The 22,233-nt window shown below is 41.5% G+C and carries 23 protein-coding genes and 1 pseudogene; 19 read left to right on the forward strand and 5 right to left on the reverse strand.

The window, feature by feature from the left end:
- Positions 1–113 precede the first annotated feature (113 nt).
- The 3 genes from NQU59_RS10790 to NQU59_RS10800 all read left to right on the forward strand — a co-directional run bounded on the left by NQU59_RS10790 (position 114) and on the right by NQU59_RS10800 (position 3,836).
- The gene (locus NQU59_RS10790; RefSeq protein ID WP_005271270.1) at positions 114–1,505 is read left to right on the forward strand and encodes a 3-oxoacyl-ACP reductase; all 1,392 of its coding nucleotides are present in this window, start codon (positions 114–116) and stop codon (positions 1,503–1,505) included.
- 142 nt (positions 1,506–1,647) lie between these two features.
- A complete protein-coding gene (locus tag NQU59_RS10795) occupies positions 1,648–2,502 on the forward strand; it encodes a MaoC family dehydratase (RefSeq protein WP_257063400.1) in 855 nt (284 codons plus the stop codon).
- A gap of 80 nt (positions 2,503–2,582) precedes the next feature.
- Positions 2,583–3,836 carry a serine hydrolase domain-containing protein gene (locus tag NQU59_RS10800; protein WP_257063401.1) on the forward strand — a complete coding sequence of 418 codons (1,254 nt, stop codon included), beginning with the start codon at positions 2,583–2,585 and terminating at the stop codon, positions 3,834–3,836.
- On the opposite strand, the gene NQU59_RS10805 is transcribed toward NQU59_RS10800, so the two are convergent.
- Complete coding sequence (locus NQU59_RS10805; protein WP_257063402.1) at positions 3,833–4,351, reverse strand: GNAT family N-acetyltransferase; 519 nt, start codon at positions 4,349–4,351, stop codon at positions 3,833–3,835. The genes NQU59_RS10800 and NQU59_RS10805 overlap by 4 nt on opposite strands.
- 7 nt (positions 4,352–4,358) lie before the next feature.
- On the reverse strand, positions 4,359–4,949 hold the full coding sequence (locus tag NQU59_RS10810) for a TetR family transcriptional regulator (protein WP_005240889.1): 591 nt from the start codon (positions 4,947–4,949) through the stop codon (positions 4,359–4,361).
- Positions 4,950–5,075: 126 nt separating this feature from the next.
- Between NQU59_RS10810 and NQU59_RS10815 the strand changes: the two genes are divergently transcribed.
- Positions 5,076–6,566: an MFS transporter gene (locus NQU59_RS10815; protein WP_043970132.1), complete on the forward strand. Its 1,491-nt coding sequence runs from the start codon at positions 5,076–5,078 to the stop codon at positions 6,564–6,566.
- A gap of 42 nt (positions 6,567–6,608) precedes the next feature.
- On the opposite strand, the gene NQU59_RS10820 is transcribed toward NQU59_RS10815, so the two are convergent.
- Both NQU59_RS10820 and NQU59_RS10825 read right to left on the reverse strand, forming a co-directional pair.
- The gene (locus NQU59_RS10820; RefSeq protein WP_005240891.1) at positions 6,609–7,202 is read right to left on the reverse strand and encodes a Maf family protein; all 594 of its coding nucleotides are present in this window, start codon (positions 7,200–7,202) and stop codon (positions 6,609–6,611) included.
- The gene (locus NQU59_RS10825; protein WP_004653014.1) at positions 7,202–7,585 is read right to left on the reverse strand and encodes a DUF2237 family protein; all 384 of its coding nucleotides are present in this window, start codon (positions 7,583–7,585) and stop codon (positions 7,202–7,204) included. Before NQU59_RS10825 ends, NQU59_RS10820 begins: the two co-directional genes overlap by 1 nt.
- Positions 7,586–7,724: 139 nt before the next feature.
- Between NQU59_RS10825 and NQU59_RS10830 the strand changes: the two genes are divergently transcribed.
- On the forward strand, positions 7,725–8,912 hold the full coding sequence (locus NQU59_RS10830) for a phosphoglycerate kinase (protein ID WP_257063405.1): 1,188 nt from the start codon (positions 7,725–7,727) through the stop codon (positions 8,910–8,912).
- A 154-nt stretch (positions 8,913–9,066) separates the two neighbouring features.
- Positions 9,067–9,312, forward strand: a complete 246-nt coding sequence (locus NQU59_RS10835) for a hypothetical protein (RefSeq protein ID WP_005240893.1) — start codon at positions 9,067–9,069, stop codon at positions 9,310–9,312.
- A 51-nt stretch (positions 9,313–9,363) separates the two neighbouring features.
- On the opposite strand, the gene NQU59_RS10840 is transcribed toward NQU59_RS10835, so the two are convergent.
- Positions 9,364–9,744: a hypothetical protein gene (locus NQU59_RS10840; RefSeq protein ID WP_005240894.1), complete on the reverse strand. Its 381-nt coding sequence runs from the start codon at positions 9,742–9,744 to the stop codon at positions 9,364–9,366.
- Between the two features lie 252 nt (positions 9,745–9,996).
- Here NQU59_RS10840 and NQU59_RS10845 point away from each other — a divergent pair, with 252 nt between their 5' ends.
- The 13 genes and pseudogenes from NQU59_RS10845 to NQU59_RS18765 all read left to right on the forward strand — a co-directional run.
- Positions 9,997–10,575, forward strand: a complete 579-nt coding sequence (locus NQU59_RS10845) for a nitroreductase family protein (RefSeq protein ID WP_010589949.1) — start codon at positions 9,997–9,999, stop codon at positions 10,573–10,575.
- A gap of 48 nt (positions 10,576–10,623) precedes the next feature.
- Complete coding sequence (locus tag NQU59_RS10850) at positions 10,624–11,697, forward strand: NAD(P)H-dependent glycerol-3-phosphate dehydrogenase (protein WP_257063406.1); 1,074 nt, start codon at positions 10,624–10,626, stop codon at positions 11,695–11,697.
- A gap of 57 nt (positions 11,698–11,754) precedes the next feature.
- Entirely contained in the window at positions 11,755–12,210 is a 456-nt protein-coding gene (locus tag NQU59_RS10855) for a SixA phosphatase family protein (RefSeq protein WP_005240912.1), read from the forward strand.
- Between the two features lie 40 nt (positions 12,211–12,250).
- Positions 12,251–13,390 (forward strand): type II secretion system protein GspL, encoded by a 1,140-nt coding sequence (gene gspL, locus NQU59_RS10860; RefSeq protein WP_257063408.1) that lies wholly within the window; start codon positions 12,251–12,253, stop codon positions 13,388–13,390.
- Positions 13,390–13,869, forward strand: a complete 480-nt coding sequence (locus NQU59_RS10865; RefSeq protein ID WP_257063410.1) for a type II secretion system protein M — start codon at positions 13,390–13,392, stop codon at positions 13,867–13,869. The genes gspL and NQU59_RS10865 overlap by 1 nt, the downstream gene beginning before the upstream one ends.
- An 88-nt stretch (positions 13,870–13,957) precedes the next feature.
- Entirely contained in the window at positions 13,958–14,965 is a 1,008-nt protein-coding gene (locus NQU59_RS10870; protein ID WP_005240919.1) for a quinone-dependent dihydroorotate dehydrogenase, read from the forward strand.
- Position 14,966: 1 nt separating this feature from the next.
- On the forward strand, positions 14,967–15,560 hold the full coding sequence (locus NQU59_RS10875) for a CvpA family protein (protein ID WP_005240920.1): 594 nt from the start codon (positions 14,967–14,969) through the stop codon (positions 15,558–15,560).
- A 24-nt stretch (positions 15,561–15,584) separates the two neighbouring features.
- Positions 15,585–17,123, forward strand: a complete 1,539-nt coding sequence (purF, locus tag NQU59_RS10880) for an amidophosphoribosyltransferase (RefSeq protein WP_005240922.1) — start codon at positions 15,585–15,587, stop codon at positions 17,121–17,123.
- A gap of 100 nt (positions 17,124–17,223) precedes the next feature.
- Positions 17,224–19,113 (forward strand): M48 family metalloprotease, encoded by a 1,890-nt coding sequence (locus NQU59_RS10885; RefSeq protein ID WP_026040172.1) that lies wholly within the window; start codon positions 17,224–17,226, stop codon positions 19,111–19,113.
- Positions 19,114–19,239: 126 nt separating this feature from the next.
- Positions 19,240–20,040: an undecaprenyl-diphosphate phosphatase gene (locus tag NQU59_RS10890; protein WP_005271215.1), complete on the forward strand. Its 801-nt coding sequence runs from the start codon at positions 19,240–19,242 to the stop codon at positions 20,038–20,040.
- Positions 20,041–20,146: 106 nt separating this feature from the next.
- Positions 20,147–20,944: a PaaX family transcriptional regulator C-terminal domain-containing protein gene (locus NQU59_RS10895; protein WP_005240927.1), complete on the forward strand. Its 798-nt coding sequence runs from the start codon at positions 20,147–20,149 to the stop codon at positions 20,942–20,944.
- 122 nt (positions 20,945–21,066) lie between these two features.
- Entirely contained in the window at positions 21,067–22,056 is a 990-nt protein-coding gene (locus NQU59_RS10900) for a fatty acid desaturase family protein (RefSeq protein WP_257063418.1), read from the forward strand.
- 50 nt (positions 22,057–22,106) lie between these two features.
- Positions 22,107–22,172, forward strand: a pseudogene (locus NQU59_RS18765) (thioesterase); the annotation flags it as partial.
- Between the last annotated feature and the right edge of the window lie 61 nt (positions 22,173–22,233).

Consider the following 22,233-nt stretch of genomic DNA (forward strand, 5'->3'; position numbering starts at 1 on the left):
AGACATGAACTCAAGTATGATTTGCGATGAGTCAATCAGACATTGATTTCATGCCATATCCCAACATGATTCATGTGTTTGTAACAAATTCATTTGTATGAGAGATAATAACCATGACTGATCAGTACCAAGCATTTACACAATCACCATTAGGTAAGTTTGTCGTAAAAAATCTAGGTTTACCATCGCCAGTTGCGCTAGATCGTTTTGAAAGTGCTCAACCAGTTGTAAATGGTGCAGTATTGCTTGGCGCAGCACCATCAAGCACGATTTCTGCTGCGATTGCTCAGGTTTTGAGTAATATTCATGCCGATAGCTATGTCGGTAATAATGTTGAATTACAACAAACAGCTGCGAAAGTAGGCTTAAACCTTCGTCCACTGAATTCAGATGATAAAGAGTCTAAATTTAAAGCGGTTGTATTTGATGCTTCTGGTATTCAAGATTCAGAGCAGTTAAAAGCGTTATACGATTTCTTCAATCCTATTGCTCGTCAGATTTCAAGTTCAGGACGTGTGATCGTGATTGGTACCACACCAGAAACTGCAAAAACAGTCAAACAGGCGATTGCACAACGTGCGCTAGAAGGTTTTATCAAGTCTGTTGGTAAAGAGTTCAAAAAGGGGATTACTGCACAAGTGGTCTATGTCGATCAAGGTGCGGAAGCAAACCTTGAATCAACTTTACGTTTCTTGATTTCACCACGTTCAGCTTATGTTTCTGGTCAAGTGATTCGTGTTTCTAAAGCAGATGTGGTTGATTTGGACTGGGCAAAACCACTTGCAGGTAAAACTGCATTAGTGACTGGCGCGAGCCGTGGTATTGGTGAAGCGATTGCACATGTTTTGGCACGTGATGGTGCACATGTGATTTGCTTAGATGTACCACAACAACAAGCAGATCTTGAGCGTGTTGCGGGTTCAATTGGTGGTTCAGTATTGGCAATCGACATTACTGCTGCTGATGCAGGTGAAAAAATCAAAACTGCTGCTGCAAAACAAGGCGGTTTAGATGTAATCGTGCATAATGCGGGGATTACTCGTGACAAGACTTTGGCAAACATGAAACCAGAGCTTTGGGATCTTGTAATTAACATTAACTTGTCTGCCATTGAGCGTGTTAACGATTACTTACTTTCTCATGATGGTTTAAATGCAAATGGCCGTATCGTTTGTGTATCATCAATCAGTGGTATCGCGGGTAACCTTGGTCAAACCAACTATGCTGTGTCTAAGGCGGGTGTGATTGGTTTGGTGAAATTTACTGCACCGACATTAAAGAATGGAATTACCATCAATGCAGTTGCGCCAGGTTTCATTGAAACGCAAATGACTGCTGCGATTCCATTCGCGATTCGTGAAGCGGGTCGTCGTATGAACTCAATGAACCAAGGTGGTTTACCTGTAGATGTCGCTGAAGCGATTGCTTGGTATGCATCAACAGGTTCAACAGGCGTGACGGGTAACGTTGTTCGTGTCTGCGGTCAAAGCTTGTTAGGTGCTTAAGAACTTCAAGCTATAAAATCTCCCCTAACCCCTCTTTAAAAAGAGGGGAATTCCTAAAAATTAAAACCTGTATAATTTGTGGAAGCTCCCTCCTTTATGAAAGGAGGGTTGGGGAGGATTCCTAAAATATAAAAGGTTTATTATGAATACACGTCATTTTAGTCAACTGCCAAAACCTTATTTAGCTTATCCAAAAGTCATTCAAGGTCTGATTTTCAAAAAGCCAAAGGGTGAAAAAGTATTACCACAAGTTGAATATGTGGTGGATACACTTAAGATTGATAGCAAACATTTAGAAAGCTATAACGAGATTTGTGGTTTTAAAAATGATGGTTTCGTGCCTGCGATTTATTTAGCTGTTTTGTCGCAAAGCCTGCAAATGCACATGATGACCAGCGAAGCATTTCCATTCCCGATCTTGGGTTTGGTGCATATTCGTAACCAGATCAAGCAAACTCGCAAAATTACTGTAAATGAGCAAATTACGCTGTCTTGTAAATTTGGTGAGTTAAAACCACACGACAAAGGCTTACAGTTTGATTTCATTACCACTGCCAAAGTGGGTAGTGAAGTGGTGATGGAAAGTTTAACCACTTATTTATCCCGCCAAAAAACTGAGAATAAAGCGACTGAAAAAGCCAAAGAGTCTCAAGAGCCAGCTTATCAATCACAGGCAGAATGGAATATTTCTGAAAATACCGGCCGTCGTTATGCCGTGATTTCAGGGGATTTTAACTTGATTCATATCCATGCCGTAACTGCAAAGGCATTTGGCTTTAAACAGGCGATTGCACACGGGATGTGGAGCAAGGCTAAAGCTTTGGCGAGTATTGAGCTTCCAGCAGCGTATGAAGCAGATGTCTGGTTCAAATTGCCAATGTATTTACCTTCAACGGTAGAGTTTTTAACTGCGGCTGAGCCAAAACAAACAGACTTCTTGATCCGTAATGTGAAATCTAAAAAGCCGCATGTTGCAGGTACAGTAAAAGCCCTTTAATACCATCATGTCGTGCAAATGATCCCTGTTGTTCGCAACAGGGAGATTATAAAAACATAAATATCATAAGGAATTGAGCCGTGATTAAAGAAATTCTATTTGCCGATACGCAGCATTATCATGGCAGTGTTGATGAACGCTTTATTGATTTAGCAAGCCAATTTAGTCGCTTGCAAGATGCGCGTAGCCAGCAAGGTGGTGCGGCATTGGTGGTGTATTTCCAAGGTCAAAAAGTGGTTGATATTTTCACGGGTAAAAAATCTCAACAAGAAGATTGGCAATCCGATACTTTAGCGATGTGCTACTCAACCGGTAAAGGCATTCTGGCAACACTTGCACATATATTGGTCAGTGAAGGTGTGTTGGATTATGAGCAGCCGATTGCCTATTACTGGCCTGAGTTTGCTCAGAATGACAAAGCCAATATTACGCTACGTCATGTCCTGTCACATCAAAGTGGTCTGTTTGATATTCGCAATACCATTGAAACTGCAACAGAGATGTTGGATTGGTCGCATATGCTGGAGGTTATGGCTGCGGCGACACCACGTTTTGCAGCAGGGCAAAGTTTTGCTTATCAGCCTTTAACTTATGGTTGGATTTTAGGTGGTGTGATTGAGAAAGCAGCCAAACAGCCCTTAAGTTGGCTCATGCAGCGTTATCTGGTACAACCGCTTGAGTTGGATGGCGCGTATTTTGGTACACCAACTTCAGAATTGGGCCGAGTAGCACGTTTATTGGAAAGGCCAAAAGCACCATCAACAAGTGCGCCACAAAGCAAGAAAAACAATGCTCCACGTAAAGCATCTTTATCAGAAAGATTATTAGAGCTTTCAGGGCAAAACCCACAAGATTTTCAGGATGCCATGATCCCTAAAGGGATGCGCAATTTTAGCTTCTATAGTGATGAAGGATTGCAAGCTGTCATTCCTGCGGCCAATGGCGTATTTACTGCGGATAGTTTGGCAAAAGTCTATGCCATGCTGGCCAATCAAGGACAATGGCAAGGGCAGCAACTGATTCGTCCAGAGGTATTTAAGCAACTTAGTACGGTGCAAAGTAAAGCACGTGATCGCGTGATGCCGATTCCAATGCATTGGCGTTTGGGATACCACCGTATTTTAACGATGGGCAAACGTGCGCCACATGGCTTTGGGCATGTGGGCTTTAATGGTTCAGGTGCGTGGTGTGATGTTGATCGTGAACTGAGTTTTGCTTATACGCATAATTTTAATGTCACCTCGGCAACAGGGGATTATCGTCTATGGGGCTTGAGCCAAGAAACCCTACGATGTGCAGATGAAATTCTAATAGGGCGAAAGGGCTGGTTCTAATTGGACTTTGCTTGATAGGGCGGAATATGATAAATCACGGCATCATATTTCTTTTCGGTTTTATGTGCAGCAACTGTTCCACCTAAAAATTCAGCCAGTTTTCGACTTGGCTGATTTTCGGTTGCAACTGGATATAAGAAATATTCGGCAGAGAGATGTAATGAAGCCCATTGAAATACTTCAAACAAGGCTTCTTTAGCAAAACCTTGATGATGACAATCTTCCCGAATCCATAATCCCAGTTCGGGTATTGAGGTCTGCATTCGATGAACCCCAATGAGACCAATAAAACGTTGATCTTGTTTGCTGCGTAAAACAAAATGTCGGTCGGTATTCTTTGTTTCTTTGACTAGCCAGTCTTGACCAATTTTTTCTTGCGTTGCGAAATTTCGAGCGGGTTCCCATGCCATATAACGGGTTAATGTTGTTGTCACACAAGGATAGATGTCAATCAGATCATCCATTTGAAATACAAATAAATCGAGTCTTCGGCTTTGTAATAATGGTCGTTTCATTGTTTACTCATTCTGCTTTTTTAAATAGTTCTGCTTGAATAATGGCTTCGGTATGGCGTTTAAAATCAGTTTCATTTAAACCGATTAAGCCTAATTTATAAATACCTTCTAAGCCACAAACAAAAGCGATGAGTCTCCATGCAATATCATGGTGATTGGTGTCAAAATGAAATTCGCCGTGTGCTTGGCCATCTTCAATGATTTGAACAATAGAACGGTGCCAGTCTTGCATGGCAATGTTATAAGCAAGTTTGATTTCCTGATCTTGGTCGATTAAAACCTCTGCTTCATTCCAAAGGCGTAAATAGGGCTGAATTTGTTCAATATTTTCACAGCCAAGCAAGAGGGAAAGACGTTGTAGATAATTGGCAGTCGTCACCTGATTTTCAATTTCGTCCAATTGCTGCATCAGTTTAACAAAAGCTTCGGCTTTGAGCTGTGAGCTAGAGGCGAAGTGATGATGAACTTGCCCAGTCGAAGTTTGGGCTTCAGTGGCGATACGGCGAACCGTCATTGCAGAAAATCCTTCGTTTAAGGCAACTTGCATGGCGGCCTGCAAAATCATGTCACGACGCTGTTCGCGGTTTAAATAAGCCATTCTTTCTCTAATACCTATTGCATATACAAATCAGAAACAAACTCACTTAAATCCAAAAGTTGGACAAGTGTTCAATTTTGGTTATAATAACGCCAATTTGAACAGTTGTCCAATTTAGAGGCATTTATGTCACGCAAGTGGTTAATTCTTGCAATTGTTGTATTGATCTATATTCCTGTCGCGATTGATGCAACCATCCTACATGTAGCGACGCCAACTTTGAGCGAGTCGCTTTCTTCCTCAGCTAACGAGCTGTTATGGATTATTGATATTTATTCACTGGTCATGGCAGGGCTGATTTTACCGATGGGTGCCTTAGGGGATCGTATCGGTTATAAACGATTGATGATCATTGGTGCCTTTTTATTTGGTCTTGCTTCATTGGCAGCCGCATTTTCACCAACGGCACTGGCATTGATTGCTTCACGGGCTTTATTGGCCGTGGGTGGGGCAATGATCCTGCCTGCAACCTTATCGGCAGTTCGCAATACTTTTCTGGATGAAAAACAACGGAACTTTGCTTTAGGAATCTGGGCGACAGTTGGTGGTGGTGGTGCAGCTTTTGGTCCACTGCTCGGTGGTTTTTTGCTTGAGCATTTCCATTGGGGTTCAGTCTTCCTGATCAATGTGCCTATCATGATCACCGTGGTGGTATTGGCTGCATTTTTGATTCCAAAACAAACAGGTCAGCCAAAGCAAAACTTGAATTTATTGCAGGCGCTCGTTTTGGTGATCGCCATCTTGAGTATGATCTATGCAGTGAAATCGGTGATGCATGGTTTTAGCGTGTGGTCGGTTCTGATCTTTGCCGTCGGTTTTAGTTTGTTGGTTGGCTTTATTCGTCAGCAGTTGACCTCGAAATCACCAATGATTGATATTCAATTGTTTAGACATCCCGTTATTGCGACTGGCGTGATTATGGCGATTGTTTCAATGATGGCTTTGGTGGGATTTGAATTGCTGGTTTCGCAAGAACTGCAATTTGTGTATCAGCTTTCGCCATTGGCCGCTGGGGCATTTATTTTACCGTTCATGATTGCGATTAGTTTAGGTGGTCCAATTGCCAGTCTGTTGGTGAACCGTTTTGGTCTACGTTCTGTTGCTTCATTGGGTATGCTGATGAGTGCGATGAGTCTGTGGGGCTTGGCCAATACAAACTTTATGCAAGCACAAATCCACGCATGGGCATGGATGGTGTTATTAGGCTTGAGTGTGGAGATTGCTTTACTTTCTTCAACCTCTGCAATTATGTCTTCCGTTCCACCGAGCAAAGCAACGGCTGCGGGTGCGATTGAAGGAATGGCATACGAGCTAGGTGCAGGTTTGGGGATCGCATTTTTCGGTCTGATGTTGTCATGGTTCTATGCCAACTCGATTGTAATACCAAGCGATGTACCGAATAACATGCTGCAGCAGGCGAGTAGTTCAATTGGAGAGGCGATTCAAGCGGCGAAACAATTACAGCCAACAATTGCTGAACATTTGATTCAGGCAGCGAAACAGGCCTTTAGCCAATCGCATCGATCCGTATTGAATGTGGCTGCGTTATTGTTCTTGATTCTGTCGATTTTTATTTGGTTTGCTTTGCCAAAAAGAGTCACTGTGGTCGAGGAGTAAGCATTGACCCTGATCTAAATTAAGTTTAGGTCAGGGTGTTTTTTAAGGTGCACTTATTCCAAACTGACGTAATATTTTACACAGCTGAATCATCGGCAAGCCCATCAAGGTGGTTTGATCATCACCCATCATTTTCTCAAATAGACTAATCCCTAAACTTTCACATTTAAAACTACCCGCACAATGTAAGGGCTGATCAAGTTCAATATAGCGCTCGATTTCCGGCAATGTCAGTTGACGAAATTTGACTTGGTAATGTTCAACCAATGTGGTTTCAAAGCCAGATTGCAGATGTTGGACGCTCAGCGCAGTACTAAAAAATACGGTTCGACCTGAATTTTCCTGTAATTGCTGAATCGCATTTTCAACGCTTAAGGGTTTGCCAATAAAATCATACGGGGCATGTTCACGCCAAGCCACTTGATCCGAGCCAATGATAATCGCATCGGGATGTTGTTCTGCGACGACACGGGCTTTCTCAAAAGCGAGTCGTTTTGCCAAATCATCGGCATGCAATTCACCTGCTGCTGACTCATCAATATCTGGTGAAATACAACGATAATCAAGCTTTAACCGATCCATCAGATCTTTACGGGTTTGGCTGCTAGATGCCAGAATCAGTTCACGTTGATGCATCAGACTGCGTATTCCACCAGAATATTCAATGGAACATAATGCAAAACGGCATTGTGGCAAGCATTCAACTTAATCGGTGGTGCTTGTCCTGCTTGATAGGCTTCGACCCAACGGGTAACACAGATACACCAGAAATCACCGGGTTTAAGTCCAGGAAAGCCAACTTCGGGTAAAGGCGTGATCAAGTCATTGCCGACTTTTTGTGAGAAATTTAAAAACTCAGACGTCATTTGCGCACACATGGTGTGCTGACCTAGATCAGTGACCGCCGTATGGCAAAAACCATTACGAAAATACCCTGTAATCGGATCATAACAACAGCTGGCTAAAGGTTCACCAAGGACGTTTAAACGATTAATTTTAGGATCTGGATGAATAGACATAATAATATAAAACTTTAGTGATCCTGATTATCATAATCAAAACTGAAGCTTTCGGCAGCTTTTCTGCAAAAAAACTCACCTTTATTTCAGAGAATCATTTAAAATTACGCCGTTTTTAAAATCAATTAGAGAGCCATCCATGAATTTTCAGCGCATGACTGATCTTGATTTAGCAGGTAAACGTGTTCTTATTCGTGAAGACTTAAACGTTCCTGTAAAAAATGGGGAAATTACCAGTGATGCACGTTTACGTGCTGCATTGCCAACCATTAAAGCGGCTTTAGAAAAAGGCGCGGCAGTGATGGTATTTTCTCATTTGGGTCGTCCTGTAGAAGGTGAGCCAAAACCAGAACAATCGCTTGCTCCAGTCGCTGCTTATTTAAGCAAAGCCTTGGGGCAAGACGTAAAATTATTCACAGATTATTTAGATGGTGTTGAAGTCGCTGCGGGTCAAGTGGTGTTACTTGAAAACGTTCGCTTCAACCATGGCGAAAAGAAAAATAACCAAGAGCTTGCAAAAAAATATGCAGCTTTATGTGATGTATTTGTGATGGATGCATTTGGTACGGCGCATCGTGCAGAAGCTTCAACAGAAGGTGCTGCACGTTTTGCACCAATCGCCGCTGCGGGTCCTTTATTGGCAGCTGAGTTAGATGCGCTTGGTCGTGCAATGCAAACTCCAGAAAAACCAATGGTGGCAATTGTTGCGGGTTCTAAAGTATCAACCAAACTTGATGTCTTAAACTCATTGTCTAGCATTTGCGATCAAATTATTGTGGGTGGTGGTATTGCCAATACCTTCCTTGCAGCAGCAGGCTATAACGTTGGTAAATCACTGTATGAAGCTGATTTGGTTGAGACTGCAAAACAAATCGCTGCAAAAGTGAGTGTTCCATTACCAACTGATGTTGTGGTTGCAGATGCAAGCCAAATCAACTTTGAAGACTTCTTGGGTTCATTGGCAAACGCACAAGCGGTTGTCAAAAATGTTGCGGATGTTACAGACACAGACATGATCTTGGATGTAGGTCCTGAAACGGCTAAAGCATTTGCAAACATTTTAAAAACATCAAAAACCATTCTTTGGAATGGTCCTGTCGGTGTGTTTGAAGTGGATCAGTTTGGTGAAGGAACTAAAGCGCTTTCACTGGCAATTGCTGAGTCTGCTGGTTTCTCGATTGCAGGTGGTGGTGATACGCTTGCTGCGATTGATAAATACCAAGTTGCTGATCAAATTGGTTATATCTCAACAGGTGGTGGTGCATTCTTGGAGTTCGTAGAAGGCAAAACTTTACCTGCTGTTGCAGTATTGCTTCAGCGTGCATAATCAGGTTGCAATGAACTGATTCATCAGTAGATCATTCAAAAAGAGCCGATGTCCATCGGCTCTTTTTACTTTTGTACAACGATGCCGTCATGAAAATGTCATATATCTGAAATATGATTGTCACAACTTAACCAAGTAACTGTGGAAAGCCGTGATGAAATTCAAATTAACCCTTGCCGCTTTAATCATTGCTCCAATCATGCTCAGTGCATGTGCAAAGAAAGAAGAAGCGAAAAACGCTGAACAGCAAGACCAGACAGCTGCTGCTGTATCAACACAGACGACCCCAGAGCAGCAAGCTGCAATTGATGCACTTGATAAGCCGAATTTAGATGAACATAATACGGATGCTGTTGCACAAGAAGCCGCTTCCGAAGTCGCTGCGAGCGAAGCTCACTAAGTGACAGTGCAGAAAAAAGCCGATGTTTGAACATCGGCTTTTTTGTATTTATCAATTGGCTTTGCAATAGAACGTGAGCGTCGTTTGATAATCGTCATCTTTTGCTAAAGATGCATTTTTACCTGTAAGAGTACCAAGTACACCTGCTGCAGCTTCGACCATTCGGCCTGTTTGTTCATCGACTACACCTTTTAATACCCCTTGGTATGCAGTTTTTTCATCAACAACGACTGGCGCCGTATTGCGCGTACAGGTTTTTTGCGCTGCTGCAATCGCATTGTTTTTCGCGATTAGACTGGTTTTACCAATACCGGTCACTTCATATTGATTATTTTCTTTCTGAATCGCTAAGGTATTGGTCGGTGTTGAGGCACATGCCGTTAAACCAAGGGCTAAACCACCAAGTAAACTCATGATGACGGTTTTTTTCATGTTTTTTCTCAATTTGCTGCTGAATGGTATTATTTGAACATAAAAACGCTGAGTGCTTTTGCAGATTATGTACAGTTTGTGCAGGGACTCTGTTAATTTTTTCAAATGAATGATGAGCTTAGCATTTATTACATTGTCGATTTAACAGCAAGAATCAGGATATACAGATTTTATAAGTACGAATAAGCGTAGTGGAAATCATTCAGGTTATGCTAATCTAGGGCCATCCTTGTGTTAGTTAGATTCATTTCAATGACGGACTCAATTATAGAGACAATTCATCAAAATATTCATCAACGTCAATCTATTGGGCAACTCATTGAGCCAGCGCCGAATACAGAACAACTCGAAAAAGCGGTGCAAGCAGCATTGACAGCGCCTGATCATCATCGCTTAAAACCCACCCGGTTTGTAATTATCACACCTGAGCAACGAGCTACTTTTGGCGAGCATTTGGCCAAAGCTTTAGCTGATTTGGGTGAAGCTGATCCAGCACAGCTCGATCGCGTTAAACAGCATCCATTTCGTGCACCATTATTGGTATTAGCTTTAACATCGATTCAGGATCATCCTAAAGTTCCACATTTTGAACAGATTTTAAGTTCAGGTGCAGCGATTCAAAACTTTTTGCTGTCTTTACAGGCGCAAGGTTTTGCAACAATGTGGCGTTCTGGTGCCGTCGTAGAGTCGAACTGGTTAAAGCAGCAATTGGGCTTAAAACAGCAGGATTTAATTTCAGGGATTATCTATATTGGCACAGCAGCGAAAGCGATTGCACCCCGTGCCGCGATTGATAGCCAAGATTTTGTAAAAATATGGCAAGACAGCTAAGCTTTTTTAGCTATTTATTAAAGAAAAAAATTCGTTTCAGGATAAAAAATGTCAGAGTTAAATTTTAGCGATCTGGTTGAGCCAGTTGCCGTAGATCAGAAAACAGCATTGAGAATGACCGTCTTGGGCGGTGGCAGTTTTGGTACGGCGATGGCAAATTTAGCGACTAGAAATGGCTGCGATACCATGATCTGGATTCGTGATGCTGCTGTTGCCGAAGAAATTAATCAAACCCATATTAATAAACGCTATTTACCTGATTATCCATTAGAGGTGGGTTTGCGTGCGGTTGCTGATCTGGAACTTGCAGTACGTGATCGTGACATTATTCTGGTTGCGATCCCAAGTCACTCTTTCCGTGATGTATTAAAACAGATTGCGCCGTTTATTAGCTCACAAGCAGTCGTTTCGTTGACCAAAGGGATTGAAGCAAAAACCTTTAGTTTTATGAGCGAAATTATTCGTGCCGAATTACCAGAAGTCCCTTATGGCGTACTATCTGGTCCAAACCTTGCCAAAGAAATCATGGCAGGTATGCCATCTGGCACGGTTATTGCCAGTGAATCGGAACTAGTACGTTATGCCGTGCAACATGCTTTGCATAGTGCCTTGTTCCGTGTATTTGGCAGTGATGATGTGCATGGTGTTGAATTGGGTGGCGCATTAAAAAATATCTATGCCGTTGCCATGGGCATGGGTGGTGCTTATAAGATTGGTGAAAATACCAAGAGCATGATTTTAACCCGTGCTTTGGCTGAAATGAGTCGTTTTGCGGTCAAGCAGGGTGCTAATCCCTTGACCTTCTTGGGCTTGTCGGGTGTGGGGGATTTGTTCGCAACCTGTAACAGCCCGTTAAGTCGTAACTATCAAATTGGTTTTGCATTGGGTTCGGGTAAAACACTGGATCAGGCAACCAAGGAATTAGGTCAGACTGCGGAAGGTATTAATACCATCGTGCAAGTACGAACCAAAGCCGAAGAACTGGATGTGTATATGCCGATTACCAATGCGCTATATGAAGTGATTTTTGAAGGCGCGCCACCAATGACCATTGCATTATCTTTGATGAAGAATGGTCATCGCAGTGATGTGGAATTTGTTTTGCCGCATCATGAAGTCTAATCAAAAAACTGTCATCAATCATGGTTATGCTATAGGAATAACAAATAAGGTCGTTTTATGCAGTTAACTTTAGTTCGTCACGGTGAAGCGTCTCCAGCTATTAATGGAAACGATATGCAACGCCCGCTCACGCCACGGGGGCATCAACAAGCTGAGCAAACAGGCCAGTTTTTAAAAGATATTATCCAGCCAGAAATTTTTGTGGTGAGTCCTTTATTGCGTGCTCAGGAAACTTTGGCGCATATCAAAGCATATTTTTACGGTATCCCAGTTTTAATTTGCGATAAGATTAAACCCGATGATGATGCTAAAGATGCGATTGAATGGTTATCCAAATTACCCTATGAGTCGATTGCAGTGGTGTGTCATATGAATGTTGTGGCACATATTGAAGAACAATTGACACATGAAGGCTTTAATCCATTTGCATTGGCAGAAGCTCGTATTTATGATCAAGCTGTGATCGCAAATGGTTTGTCGACGCAAAAGAATCGTTTTACACCAACATTATAATTTTTATATATCCGCAATAGGATAAGGGTACTGAACACCGATGCTGTATTTATGGATGCCCGAAACCAATGGAACATGGTATTGGTCGGCAGGGGAAAGTTGGTTGCAGGCACCGAGCCTTGAACAGTTGATTCAGGACTTGCAAGAGCATCATGGAAAAGAGGCTGTGGTTTATTTTCCAAGCCGCAATGCGCAATTATTACAACAACCGATGAGTAAAGTGCATTACAAACAATTGGGACAGGAGGGTGTTAAATACCTCTTGGAAGAATTTGTGACCTTGCCGATTGATCAAATGAAAGTGGTTCATCATTTTCAAAATGATCAGCTCAATATTCTGGGGGTTGCACAATCATCGATTGAAACTTGGCAACATGCACTCAGTCTTTTACCGATTCAGATTGCCGCATTTTTACCAGATTTTTTGATCGTAGCTGAGCCTGAACCGAATCAGGTGGTGCTGCTCAATCTATATGATCATTTATTGGTAAGAGAAAATACATGGTCTGGGAACTCAATTGATGATCTGGCGCTATATCTCGAGTTTCAGACAGCCGAAACCCAGTATAAATTTGCGAATTTGAATGCTGCTCAGTTAGAGAGCCTAGCGACTATATCTACTAAAGATCAACGCACTGAATTTAGTTATCAATTTGAACCGTTGTTAAGACCTAAACAGCATCCGTTTAATGTTTTACCCAAAGCAAAAAATGCAGAAACGCAATGGTCAGGTTATTGGAAAGCTGCCGCAGCAGTCCTGTTGGCTGTAATTGTTGTACAGCTTGGCTATGATGCTTTGCGTTGGTCGAAGTTGAAAAAAGTGGCTGATCAAACCTCGGCTCAAGCGATTGAACAATATAAAGCTTGGTTTGGTGAAAGTGGTCGTGTGACTGAACAAAATCTGAAAAGCTCGTTTGAAGCACAACTGCGTATGAGCCAACTTGGTGATACGCAAGCGTTGTTACTTTTGAGCCGTGTTGGTCCAATCTTGATGCAAAAACAGATCGTAGCGCAACAAGTGAGTTATGATGCCTCGACCTTGGCTATGTCGCTTAAAGCAAAATCTGCGGATGATTTACAAGGCTTAACACAGCAATTGAACCAACAAGGTTTTCAAGCTGAATTAGGCAATGTACAGGCAGATAGTGTCGGTGCAATTGGGGTGGTGAAAGTAAAATAATGAAAGCATTAACTCGATTACAGAACAGCTTCGATCAGAAGGTTGAAGCATTAAATGAATATCTACAAAGCTTATCTGCCCGTGAACGGGTGATGGTGATTGTCACCACCATTTTTGTGGTTGTGGCCGCCATTGGTTCATCTTTATGGCAAATGCATGTTTTGGCAGACAAGCAACAGAAACGTTTGAATGATCTAAAAGATATTACCGTGTGGATGCAGAGCAATGCAGCAACCATGAAGCCTGCCAATGAGCAAGGGTTAACGGCGGCAGATAAAATCCAGCGTACCGCACAACAACAAGGTCTGGCTGTTTCTTCACAACAAAATGGCGAGCAGATCCAGTTGGTTGCTGAACATCAGAACTATGCGGTATTGGCTAACTTTTTGATGCAATTGTCACAAGCAGGCATCAGTATTCAAAAAATGGATCTGGTCTCAAATAATAATCAGATTAAATTAACTGCAACAGTACAGTAAGCAATTAAAAACCCTATGTCAGGCATGGCGTTTTGGTACGCCTATGCCTATAATACGTTTACTTGAAAATCAGTAGACTGTGATTGGTATGTTATATTCATTGGCTCGCCCTTTGTTGTTTACTTTAGCGCCAGAGCGTGCACATGAACTTACACTTTCTATGCTAGATAAAGCGCATAAACTGGGCTTTATGCATCAGAAAGTTGCTGCAAAACCTGTGACATGTATGGGCATTGAGTTTCCAAACCCTGTCGGTCTTGCTGCTGGACTAGATAAAAATGGTGCACATATTGACGCTTTAGCGGCATTAGGTTTTGGTTTTATTGAAATTGGAACCATTACACCGCGTCCACAGGCAGGTAACCCTCAACCGCGTTTATTCCGTATCCCACAAGCAAAAGCGATTATTAACCGTATGGGCTTTAATAATGATGGGGTTGATAAGCTAATTGAGAATGTCAAAGCGTCGAAATTTAAAGGTGTTTTGGGCATCAATATTGGCAAAAATGCGGATACACCTGTTGAAGATGCAGTATCCGACTATCTGATTTGCTTGGAAAAAGTTTATAATTACGCGTCGTATATTACGGTTAATATTTCATCACCAAACACCAAGAATTTACGTAGTTTACAAAGTGGTGATGCGCTCACAGAATTGTTGCACACTTTAAAAGATCGCCAGCTCGAACTGGCAGATCAATATAATCATTATGTTCCTCTCGTCCTTAAAGTTGCACCAGATTTAACTCCTGAAGATATTCAATTTATTGCAGCACAATTATTGCAATTCAAAATTGATGGTTTGATTGTGACCAATACCACCTTAGGTCGTGAAGGTGTGGAAAACTTGCCAAATGGCAATGAGGCAGGTGGTTTGTCTGGCGCCCCAGTTTTTGAAAAGAGTACCGAGTGCTTACGTCAATTTGCTGAAGTATTGGCAGGACAAATCCCATTGATTGGCGTTGGTGGCATTTTAGCTGGACAACAGGCTGTCGCGAAACAACAAGCAGGTGCGCGTCTGGTACAAGTTTATAGCGGACTGATTTATACAGGCCCAACACTGGTCAAAGACTGTATTGATGCGATGACAGTGTGAAATGAATACACTTGATATCATTATTCTGGTCATCTTGCTCATTGGAGGGCTGAACGGTTTGCGTCAAGGATTTATAAAAGCCTTTGCGAACTTGATCGGATGGATATTCGCATTGATCGTTGGGGCAAAGTACGCCGTTGTATTGGCACCTGCGATGAGCAGTTTAAGCCAAGATCCTGTTGTACAGAAAATTGCGGCTTTTGCCTTTATTGTATTGATCATTGTGGTCTGTACATGGATTGTGTCTGCCTTACTGAATGGCCTCTTGAAAAGTTTGAAATTGGGCCCATTAAATCGTTTAGCAGGTGGTGCTTTTGGTTCGTTAAAAGGACTTTTAATTGTCCTCATTGCAATGCAAGGTTTAGGACCTTGGGTTGAGAGCTCGCCGCACTGGAAACAGTCTAAATTTGTACAGATTCTATTACCTTATGCGCCTTTGGCAACTGAATTGTCCAAAGATGCAGCAAATCAAGCTTTAAATCAAATGACATCTGAGGGGGCGTTATTACATCGCCCTTCGAAAGAAATGGACGAATCAGAACGAGCTTCAGTCAATGAACGTTCTGATCATTCGACGAAAAACCCTTTTTATTAATCGCTAGCTTGTCGCGAGGTTGCTATGTGTGGAGTTGTTGGGATAGCCGGTAAATCACCAGTGAACCAAATGTTATTTGATGCCTTAACGATGCTGCAACATCGAGGACAGGATGCTGCAGGGATCGTAACCTGCCATCAAGGGCGTTTATTCCTCCGCAAAGATAACGGTATGGTACGTGATGTATTCCATACGCGTCATATGCGTGCATTACTTGGAAACTATGGGATCGGACATGTTCGTTATCCTACGGCAGGTTCATCAAGCAGTGCCGAAGCACAACCATTTTATGTAAACTCTCCCTACGGTATTACCCTTGCGCACAATGGTAACCTGACCAATGCCGCTGAAATTCATGATGACCTGTTTAAAACAGATTTACGTCATATGAATACAGATTCTGATTCTGAAGTTTTACTGAATGTGTTTGCGCATGAGTTACAGAAGATCGGTACTTTAAATCCAACACCAGAAGATATTTTCCACACCGTTTCTCGCGTACATGAGCGTTGTAAAGGGGCATATGGTGTTGTCGCGATGATTACAGGCCATGGTTTGGTTGGTTTCCGTGATCCAAATGGTATCCGCCCTTTGGTTTACGGTTCACGTGAGACCGAACAGGGTGTAGAGTATATTATTGCTTCTGAATCAGTTGCGATTACTGCACTTGGTTTTAAAGTTGAACGTGATATTGCACCTGGTGAAGCAATTTTTATTGATAGCGATGGTCAACTGTTTACCAAGCAATGTGCTGTAAATCCTGAATATCGTCCATGTATTTTTGAATATGTATACTTTGCGCGTCCAGATGCAACCATTGACGGGATTTCAGTATACAAAGCCCGTTTAAAAATGGGTGAGAAGCTGGCGCACAAGATTCTGAAAGAATGGGGTGAGCAACACGACATCGATGTCGTGATTCCAATTCCAGATACCAGTCGTACTTCTGCTTTAGAGTTGGCGAATATTTTAGGTGTGAAATTCCGTGAAGGTTTTATGAAAAACCGTTATATCGGACGTACCTTTATTATGCCGGGTCAGCAACAACGTAAAAAGTCAGTCCGTCAAAAGCTGAATCCCGTTGCGCTTGAATTTAAAGACAAAAACGTTTTATTGGTCGATGACTCGATTGTACGTGGTACAACTTGTAATGAAATCATTCAAATGGCACGAGACTCTGGCGCGAAGAAAGTTTTCTTTGCTTCTGCTGCACCAATGGTGAAATATCCAAATGTGTATGGTATTGATATGCCAGCAAAAGCCGAGTTGATTGCTTCTGAGCGTAGCGTTGAAGAAATTCGTGAAATTATTGGTGCTGACCGTTTGATCTTCCAAGACCTGGAAGATTTAAAAAATGCAGTTCGTACCAGCAAAGTTCCTGATCTAACTGAGTTCGATTGTTCAGTATTTGATGGTGTTTATGTAGCTGGTGGTATTGATCAGGCCTACCTTGATAACCTTGAACAAAAGCGTAGCGATTCTGCGAAAAATAAATCAGATAGTTATATTGATGTGAATATCGATGCAGCATCGGTCGATTTAACTGGTATTAAAGAAGAGTAATCATCTTAATCCATAGAAAAGCGGGAATTTCCCGCTTTTTTATTTTATGATAGGGGTTAAGAAAACCTTAACTGAAACAATGTAATCGGGAAAACTTACATTGAAAGAAATGAGCCATTATTTAATTGAAAATAAGAATATTGCATGGTCAGTCAGCTTTTGCCTTCTTGCGATGTTACTTACCGTCTTTATTCTCAATTTGATTTTGGGATTGGTCGTTCATTTTTTTGATTATTCACAACCGATTTGGTGGCATGTTCTTAGCCCGTATTTTATTGTTTTACTGTTTTTTGTTTTGTTCTGGTCGGTTGGCGTAGAGCTGTATGTTTTGCGTGAAGGTGGTCATTCACTGGCGAAACAGCTTAAAGCGCGGCGTCTGGTTTTTGATGAAAGTATTCCAGAAGAAAGTACCGCATTAAAAGTGGTCGAACAGATTGCCAAAAGTTTTGATATTGATACACCTGCGGTTTATGTACTCCCCGATGAAGTGGGCGTGAATGCACTAACAGCAGGATTTAGATCTCAGGATATCGTAATTATTCTGACGTGGGGTGCACTACAAAATCTGGATGAACTTGAGCTTTATGGTTTATTGAGCTATGAGTTTAACCAGATTCTATCTGGCGAAGCAGTAGAAAATACCAAGCTGAAAATTCTATATAGTGGGTTAACGACGTTTAGTCAGTGGGGAAGTAAGCTAGCGCAAGCAGGTTATAACCCTTATGTTACGTCTTATCGGAATAAATTTGAGACCATCTTTGTTGCAATTGGTGGGGTGATTTGGCTGATTGGAAGTTTAGGCATTTTGATTACCCGTTGCATTAAATATCTGACGCTCAGTGGTCGTACTTTTCGTAATGATCTGAAAACCATGCGTTTAATGAACAATAATGCCAATATTCAGACTTTGTTGCGGATTTATGTGCATCATTCAGGCTCTCAGATTCATAGTGCTTATTCTGAATCGATTTCACATATGTGCTTCGCCAATTCATTGAGTCCGCAAAGTTGGATGAATATCCATCCAAGTATCAAAGACCGAATTTATGAACTTAATCCAACCTTGTTGCAAGACCTACAATTAGAAAATTTAAGAAAGCTTCGTAATCGGCCCTTGTTCAGTTTATTTCGTTCCTTGGAGGAAGAGGGTGCTGATATTGCAATGCCGTGGAGTTCACCACAGCCATTACCTTTACTACGTTTATCACCGATTAGTTTTGCTTTAAATGATGCAATTAAGCCGCTGAGCTCAGAAGTCCGCAAGAATAAAAAACGCCCAGAGTTAATTCAACGAGCAATGCAGACCGCAACGGGTTCACGGGAAGTCATGGTCGCGATTTTAATGATTCGTCAATATCGTGAATTTATTCCTCAAGAAGCCCCAGTCAGTCATGCAATTGTCGATGCTTTATTGAATTTGGATGGCCGTATTCATGTACAGATTTTTCATGATGCCTGTAAAAACATTGGTCATATGCCGACCAGTATTGCCCGCCAGTTTCTCACCAAACTTGCTTGTATTATTCAAGAAGATGGCGAGGTTGGACTGCTTGATGCCTTGTTGCTGGAACGCGTCAAGCAAGAACTTAATTTAATGCCTGTACATTTACCTACGGCTTTTGAGGATATTAAATCTCAGATTGTGCATTTGATTGATGCGCTATTGCATGTGCAGCAGATTAATAGTCCAAATCAGTTAGAGGTACGTGAACGTATCTTACAAATGCTGCTGACCGAAGATGAAATGCAAACTTATGCTGATATTTCAGATGAGCCACTCGATTTGGCTGAAATATTGAATGATGTTTCGGGTTTGTTGTTACGTGATCGTCTGAATATTTTATCTATTGCAGAACGATGTCTCTGGAATGACCGTATTATCACACAGGATGAACTCGATGTTTTAGCACTTTTATATTGGCGTTTAGGTTTTGATACGCATGAAGTGGTCGAGCAAATGCAAAAGAAAAATAGTCTGATGATTATTTAAGGGACATTTTTATCTTCATCTGAATTTTTCGTAAAAACGTTACGTGACAGTCACATAAAATGACAACATTTCAGGGTAAGCTTGCCATTTATTTTTATTTTTATATTACGTACTTTTGAGTAAGTTATGGAACATATTGAAATTTTAAAAGCCTTATTTTTGGGTTTTATTGAGGGTCTTACCGAATTCCTACCCATTTCAAGCACCGGTCATTTGATTTTATTTGGTCATATGATTGACTTTCATTCTGATGACGGTCGTGTGTTTGAAGTTGTTATTCAGCTTGGTGCAATTTTGGCTGTGTGCTGGCTATACCGTCAAAAGATCTTTGACTTGGTTAAAGGCTTCTTTAGTGGAGATGCAGAATCGCGGCATTTTACTTTTAGTGTCTTACTCGCTTTTATTCCAGCCGTTGTGATTGGTATTTTTGCGGTTGACTTTATCAAAAGTGTTTTGTTTAGCCCGCTTGTAGTGGCATTCGCTTTGATTATTGGTGGTTTAATCATTTTCTGGGTTGAGTCCAAGAACTTTGATCATAAAACTACAGAGGCGACTAAAATCACTTACAAGCAAGCATTTTTGGTGGGTTGTGCACAATGTGTCGCGATGATTCCAGGTACATCTCGTTCAGGTGCAACCATTGTGGGTGGAATGTTTGCTGGCTTGTCTCGTAAGGCAGCAACTGAGTTTTCCTTCTTCTTGGCCATGCCAACCATGTTGGGTGCAGCAGTCTTTGACTTAGCGCGTAATGCGGATGTATTGACGCAAGACAACATGTTGAATATTGGCGTTGGTTTTGTGGCAGCATTTTTTTCAGCGCTGTTGGTGGTGAGTGCACTGGTGAAGTTTGTTGAACGCCATACTTTACGTGTGTTTGCTTGGTACCGTATCGTGCTCGGTATTATCTTATTGTTTGTGTTCCTATAAAAAATAAAAATATCTCCCTTTTGGCAAATGCGAAAAGGGAGATTCTCAGTTAAAATCCCTTCTCTTATTTAAATATTTTCTATGTGAATACTGGTTCTACTGCGACATGATAATAGCGAAAATGAATGCTCGAGACTTAATTATTGATTTATTGTTAGGTCTTCAGGGGCGAGCGATTTCCATTAAGCAAATTATTGTTGCAGCAAGGCTATTTGAGATTAGTGAAAATAGTATTCGTGTTGCGGTTACGCGTTTATCTGGCGATGGGGTAATCGAGGCCATTGAACGTGGAACCTATCAATTTACCCTTCAGTCACATGAATGGGCCAATGTGATGCTGAACCGTAAGCATGGCACCAAACAAACGAAAGTGTGGAATCAACATTATCTGGCTGTTTTTACGGGTGAGTTAGGACGGGTTGATCGAACTGCATTGAATCGTCGGGAGCGGGCCTTAAAGCACTTTGGCTTTAAAGAGTTGGAACAAGGGATCTATATTCGTCCTGATAATTTAGTAATTTCTTTTGAGCAGCTTTTTGCTGAATTGCAGGTGTCTGGTTTAGAGGCCAGCGCAAAAATTTGCCAAATTAGCCATTTCGATACCATGACTGTGGATCGAATTCCAAAATTGTGGGCCACACAGAATTTAAATCAAAACTATGAAAAATATAACCATATGATTCAAACTTGGCTATCGACAGTTCATCAACTGAGTTTAGAAGAAGCTGCTCGAGAGTCGTTACTACTGGGACGACAGACCATTTCACTGTTGATGAATGATCCTTTGCTGCCTGAAAGTTTTGTGGACGTACAGCTTCGCGAGCAATTTGCACAAAGTGTACAACAATTGGATCAGACTGGTTTAGAGGCTTGGCGAAAATTCTATGAGGGTCAAATTGAGTAAATATTAATTACAAATATTACATGTAATTTAATTTTAATAGATTGACAGAAATATTACTTAATTTAAAATAAAAATATAAATTGTGTAGTTTTAGAAAAATAGAACACATAGAGGGAAGGAATATGAATACACGTGTGGCGATTAGCGACCTATTTAGTCGGGAAGAAATTACTGAGCTTACGAGCAAATCAGACCTGCATGGCAGTTGGGCTGTATTTTCAACTTGGGCGGTGATTGGTGGAACTTTTGCTGCGGTTGCAAGCTCTTGGGAATATTTACCTGCTTGGGGCAAGTTACTGATGTGTATTGCCGCTTTGGTGATTTTGGCAGGCCGTCAGTTAGCTCTTGCAATCATTATGCATGATGCCTCCCATCAAAGTTTATTTAAAACCAAATGGCTGAATGACACCTTAACCGATTGGCTTTGTGCTCGCCCGATCTGGAACGATTTGCATAAATATCGAAAGCATCATATGCGCCATCACAGTAAAACTTCAACAGAGGATGATCCAGACCTTTCCCTTGTAACAGGATTCCCAACCACTAAAAAGTCCCTAATGCGTAAATTTATGCGTGATTTGTCTGGTGTAACGGGGTTCAAATTTGCGGTTGGGCGTGTATTGATGGATGTTGAGAAAATGGAATGGACGGTCTCGAATGATCGTCGCTGGATTTCGCAGGAAGGGCGACATTGGACGGATTATCCCAAAGCATTCTTAAAAAATAGTGGGGGTGCAATTGCAACCAATGCGGCTTTATTTTCAGCCTTATGGGCGACAGGTCATCCTAAACTTTATGCGCTTTGGGTATTGGCCTATTTAACCCCGTTTCCATTATTCTTAAGGGTGCGTTCTATGGCAGAACATGCAGGGATGCCAAGTAGTCATAGTGCCTTGAGCAATACTCGTACGACTAAAGCAGGCTATATTGCACGTGCTTTGGTTGCTCCAATTCATGTTAATTATCATAAAGAACATCATTTAATGGCAGCGGTACCTTATTTCAAACTACCTAGAATGCATGAGATGTTGCGTGAACGTGGGCATGTTTCAGAGCCACCAAGCTATTGGCAAGTACTAAATGAACTTTCAAATCAGGAAGATAAATCATAGTTTTTTGAATTTAAAGTGAAAATAACACAATATATGGGATTGAAAAACGCATGGCAGCAACGAAAGAAGAAATTAAGGGATTTTTGGCGCAGGAATTTCCACAAGCACTGAAAAAAAGGGACTGTTCTAAATTTTGTGTAAGTACTTAATTTTCATTTATCCTTCAGAGGATAATTA

The sequence above is a fragment of the Acinetobacter colistiniresistens genome (assembly GCF_024582815.1).
In the GTDB taxonomy this organism is placed as follows: domain Bacteria; phylum Pseudomonadota; class Gammaproteobacteria; order Pseudomonadales; family Moraxellaceae; genus Acinetobacter.

What these genes read in the sequence shown, in the direction of transcription:
- NQU59_RS10790 (WP_005271270.1), top strand. Translation starts at nt 114, where the DNA reads ATGACTGATCAGTACCAAGCATTTACACAATCACCATTAGGTAAGTTT.
- NQU59_RS10795 (WP_257063400.1), top strand. Translation starts at nt 1,648, where the DNA reads ATGAATACACGTCATTTTAGTCAACTGCCAAAACCTTATTTAGCTTAT.
- NQU59_RS10805 (WP_257063402.1), bottom strand. Translation starts at nt 4,351, where the DNA reads ATGAAACGACCATTATTACAAAGCCGAAGACTCGATTTATTTGTATTT.
- NQU59_RS10810 (WP_005240889.1), bottom strand. Translation starts at nt 4,949, where the DNA reads ATGGCTTATTTAAACCGCGAACAGCGTCGTGACATGATTTTGCAGGCC.
- NQU59_RS10815 (WP_043970132.1), top strand. Translation starts at nt 5,076, where the DNA reads ATGTCACGCAAGTGGTTAATTCTTGCAATTGTTGTATTGATCTATATT.
- NQU59_RS10820 (WP_005240891.1), bottom strand. Translation starts at nt 7,202, where the DNA reads ATGCATCAACGTGAACTGATTCTGGCATCTAGCAGCCAAACCCGTAAA.
- NQU59_RS10825 (WP_004653014.1), bottom strand. Translation starts at nt 7,585, where the DNA reads ATGTCTATTCATCCAGATCCTAAAATTAATCGTTTAAACGTCCTTGGT.
- NQU59_RS10830 (WP_257063405.1), top strand. Translation starts at nt 7,725, where the DNA reads ATGAATTTTCAGCGCATGACTGATCTTGATTTAGCAGGTAAACGTGTT.
- NQU59_RS10835 (WP_005240893.1), top strand. Translation starts at nt 9,067, where the DNA reads ATGAAATTCAAATTAACCCTTGCCGCTTTAATCATTGCTCCAATCATG.
- NQU59_RS10840 (WP_005240894.1), bottom strand. Translation starts at nt 9,744, where the DNA reads ATGAAAAAAACCGTCATCATGAGTTTACTTGGTGGTTTAGCCCTTGGT.
- NQU59_RS10845 (WP_010589949.1), top strand. Translation starts at nt 9,997, where the DNA reads ATGACGGACTCAATTATAGAGACAATTCATCAAAATATTCATCAACGT.
- NQU59_RS10850 (WP_257063406.1), top strand. Translation starts at nt 10,624, where the DNA reads ATGTCAGAGTTAAATTTTAGCGATCTGGTTGAGCCAGTTGCCGTAGAT.
- NQU59_RS10855 (WP_005240912.1), top strand. Translation starts at nt 11,755, where the DNA reads ATGCAGTTAACTTTAGTTCGTCACGGTGAAGCGTCTCCAGCTATTAAT.
- gspL (WP_257063408.1), top strand. Translation starts at nt 12,251, where the DNA reads ATGCTGTATTTATGGATGCCCGAAACCAATGGAACATGGTATTGGTCG.
- NQU59_RS10865 (WP_257063410.1), top strand. Translation starts at nt 13,390, where the DNA reads ATGAAAGCATTAACTCGATTACAGAACAGCTTCGATCAGAAGGTTGAA.
- NQU59_RS10870 (WP_005240919.1), top strand. Translation starts at nt 13,958, where the DNA reads ATGTTATATTCATTGGCTCGCCCTTTGTTGTTTACTTTAGCGCCAGAG.
- NQU59_RS10875 (WP_005240920.1), top strand. Translation starts at nt 14,967, where the DNA reads ATGAATACACTTGATATCATTATTCTGGTCATCTTGCTCATTGGAGGG.
- purF (WP_005240922.1), top strand. Translation starts at nt 15,585, where the DNA reads ATGTGTGGAGTTGTTGGGATAGCCGGTAAATCACCAGTGAACCAAATG.
- NQU59_RS10890 (WP_005271215.1), top strand. Translation starts at nt 19,240, where the DNA reads ATGGAACATATTGAAATTTTAAAAGCCTTATTTTTGGGTTTTATTGAG.
- NQU59_RS10895 (WP_005240927.1), top strand. Translation starts at nt 20,147, where the DNA reads ATGATAATAGCGAAAATGAATGCTCGAGACTTAATTATTGATTTATTG.
- NQU59_RS10900 (WP_257063418.1), top strand. Translation starts at nt 21,067, where the DNA reads ATGAATACACGTGTGGCGATTAGCGACCTATTTAGTCGGGAAGAAATT.